The sequence below is a fragment of the Streptomyces albus subsp. chlorinus genome (assembly GCF_013302895.1).
Lineage (GTDB): Bacteria > Actinomycetota > Actinomycetes > Streptomycetales > Streptomycetaceae > Streptomyces > Streptomyces chlorinus.
Map to the genome: position 1 here is coordinate 2,103,458 of NZ_VJOK01000001.1, position 2,824 is coordinate 2,106,281.

3 protein-coding genes and 1 pseudogene are annotated in these 2,824 nt (G+C 75.1%); 1 reads left to right on the top strand and 3 read right to left on the bottom strand.

Translation table 11 applies throughout. The annotated features are described in order from the left end of the window. The 3 genes from FM076_RS09445 to FM076_RS09450 all read right to left on the bottom strand — a co-directional run. Positions 1 to 636, bottom strand: a 636-nt coding sequence (locus tag FM076_RS09445; RefSeq protein WP_345944938.1) for a reverse transcriptase-like protein, incomplete at its 3' end; no start/stop codon positions are given. Beyond that, entirely contained in the window at positions 633 to 1,376 is a 744-nt protein-coding gene (locus FM076_RS32920) for a zinc ribbon domain-containing protein (RefSeq protein ID WP_180218171.1), read from the bottom strand. The genes FM076_RS32920 and FM076_RS09445, both read right to left, overlap by 4 nt. Next, entirely contained in the window at positions 1,373 to 2,302 is a 930-nt protein-coding gene (locus tag FM076_RS09450) for a Nif3-like dinuclear metal center hexameric protein (RefSeq protein WP_345944939.1), read from the bottom strand. Before FM076_RS09450 ends, FM076_RS32920 begins: the two co-directional genes overlap by 4 nt. 223 nt (positions 2,303 to 2,525) lie before the next feature. Here FM076_RS09450 and FM076_RS09455 point away from each other — a divergent pair. Next, a pseudogene (locus FM076_RS09455) lies at positions 2,526 to 2,824 on the top strand (hypothetical protein); the annotation flags it as partial.

Genomic DNA, 2,824 nt, shown 5'->3' on the forward strand with positions numbered 1-2,824 from the left:
GGTCGGCCCCGGGTCGGTGGCCCGCGGCCCGGCGGTGGGGGCCGCCGGGGTGGTGGGGGCCGCCGTCACCGGTCCGGGCACGGCGGCCGTGCCGGGCTCGGCCGCTGTGCCGGCCGTGTGCGGCTCGGCCGTGGAGGCGGCCGCATCAAGCTCGGCCGTGGAGGCTCCCGCCTCCCACTGCCCGCCGTCCCTGCCCGCGTCCATCGCCTCGTTGGCCAGCCGGTCGGCGTGCTTGTTCTTCTCGCGCGGGATCCACTCGTAGGTGACGGCGTCCGGCGGGAAGACGGCGGCGGCCTCCAGGGCGAGGGGGCGCATGTCGGGGTGCTTGATCTTCCAGCGGCCGGACATCTGCTCGACGACCAGCTTGGAGTCCATCCGCACCAGCACCGCGGCGTCCGCGTCAAGTTCCCAGGCGGCGCGCAGCCCGGCGAGCAGGCCCCGGTACTCGGCGACGTTGTTGGTGGCGTGGCCGATGAACTCGGCGGTCTCGCGCAGGGTCTCGCCCGAGGCGGCGTCCTTGACGACGGCCCCGTACCCGGCGGGGCCGGGGTTGCCGCGGGAGCCGCCGTCGGCCTCGACGACCAGGGTGCGGCGGACTCCCCCGGCCCGGGGCCGGGGGCGGTCCCCGCCACTCACAGGCCGGACTCCGGGGTCCGCACCAGGATGCGGCGGCAGTTCTCGCAGCGGACGACCGCGTCGGCGGGTGCCCCGCGCACCTCGTTCAGTTCGGTGATGTTCAGCTCCAGGCGGCAGCCCTCGCAGCGGCGCTGGTAGAGCTTGGCGGCGCCGACGCCGCCCTCGCGCTCGCGGATCTTGTCGTAGAGCTTCATCAGGTCGCCGGGGACGGCGGCGGCGAGGGTCTCGCGCTCCTTGCGGACGCTCTCCAGTTCCGTCCCGATCCCGGACAGCGCCTCGTCCCGGCGCGCGGTGGCCTCCTGGACCCGGCCGGAGACGGCCTCGACGCGCTCGCCCAGTTCGGCGGCGCGCGCGGCGGCGGACTCGCGGCGCTCCATGACCTCCAGGACGACGTCCTCCAGGTCGCTCTGGCGCTTGGCCAGCGAGGCGATCTCGCTCTGCAGGTTCTCCAGGTCCTTGGGGTTGGTGACGGCGCCGGAGTCGAGCCGCTGCTGGTCGCGGGCGGCGCGCTGGCGGACCTGGTCGACGTCCTGCTCGGCCTTGGTCTGCTCGCGCGCGGTGTCGCTCTCCTCGGTCTGCGCGGCCACGAGCAGATCGCGCAGCTGGGCGAGTTCGCCCTCCAACCGCTGGATCTCCTCGTGCTCGGGCAGGGTCTTGCGCTTGTGCGCGAGCTGCGACAGGCGGATGTCGAGTGCCTGGACGTCGAGCAGGCGGATCTGGTCGGCGGGCGCGGCGTTCAGTTGGGGGCTCCCGGGGTGGGTTCGGTGTCGGTAGGGGCGGTCCGCAGCGCCCCGGGCGGCCCCGCGAGCGGGGATTCCTGGGGCAGCGAGGGCGCGTGCGCGGTCCACGGGTCGGTGACGGTGCGCGAGACCTCGGTACGCAGGTCCCAGCCCTCCCGTTCGGCGATGGCGTCGAGCTGGGCCGCCGCCTGCTCGCACCAGGGCCACTCGGTGGCGAAGTGGGCTGCGTCCAGCAGGGCGAGCGGCGCGTGTTCGCGGGCCTCGGAGGCGGGGTGGTGGCGCAGGTCGGCGGTGAGGTAGGCGTCGACCCCCGCGGCACGTACGGCGTCGAAGAGGCTGTCGCCCGAGCCGCCGCACACGGCCACTGTCCGCACGGGCGTGTCCGGATCACCGGCGGCCCGGATGCCCTGCGCGGTGACGGGCAGCGAGGCGGCGGCCTGTTCGAGGAGGTCGCCGAGGGCGAGCGGGCGCTCCGTCTCGCAGATCCGGCCGAGGCCGCGGCGCCCTGCCGGGTCGGTGGGGTCGGGCACCAGGGGGCGCAGCACGCGCAGTCCGAGTGCCGCGGCGAGGGCGTCGGAGACGCCGGGGTCGGCGGTGTCGGCGTTGGTGTGGGCGACGTGCAGGGCGACACCGCCTCTGATGAGGGTGTGGACGACGCGGCCCTTGAAGGTGTCGGTGGCCACCGTCGTCGTCCCGCGCAGATAGAGCGGATGGTGGGTGACCAGGAGTTCGGCGCCCTTGGCCACGGCCTCGTCGGCGACCTGCCGCACCGGGTCGACGGCGAACAGCACGCGGCCGACGCGGGCTTCGGGGTCGGTCACCTCGCCGCACACGGTGCCGACGGCGTCCCACTGCTCGGCACGGTCGCGCGGCCACAGCGCGTCGAGCGCTGCGATGACGTCGGAGAGTGTGGGCTGTGCTGGCACGGGGGCAAGGCTACCTGCCCTTCGCCGGGGCACTCCCGGCCCGGTCGCCGCGCACCGCGGCCCCGGCTCCGGCAGGCACATCGCGGGTGCCGTTTCAGGGGAACCGCGCAACCGGTCACCCTTCCGCGTGAAGCGCTCCGTCTCTCCCCTTCGACCGCGCGGACGGCGCCTACTTTCGGTCACTGGAGGTGACCGAGGCATGACGGCGAGTATCGCAAGGGTCATGAACGAGAGCTTCACGGTCGCGGCGGACGGCTCCTACGCCGCCCGGCTCACCAGCCGCCCCGGCACGGAGCTGTGGTACCCGGAGCGCTGGACGCTCGGCGGCCCCGAACCGTACGCGGTGCCGCTGCCCGTGCACCAGCCCGAGGACGCCGGCAGCGAGGTGCTGCCGCTCGCCGACGGCCGGGTGCTGATCGCCCGCCCGGCGCCGGGGCACTGGTCGCTGGCGCTGCTGTACCCCTCGGGCCCGGAGACCGGCGAAGTACGGCTGGGCACCGTGGAGACCCGGCAGCTGCGGCT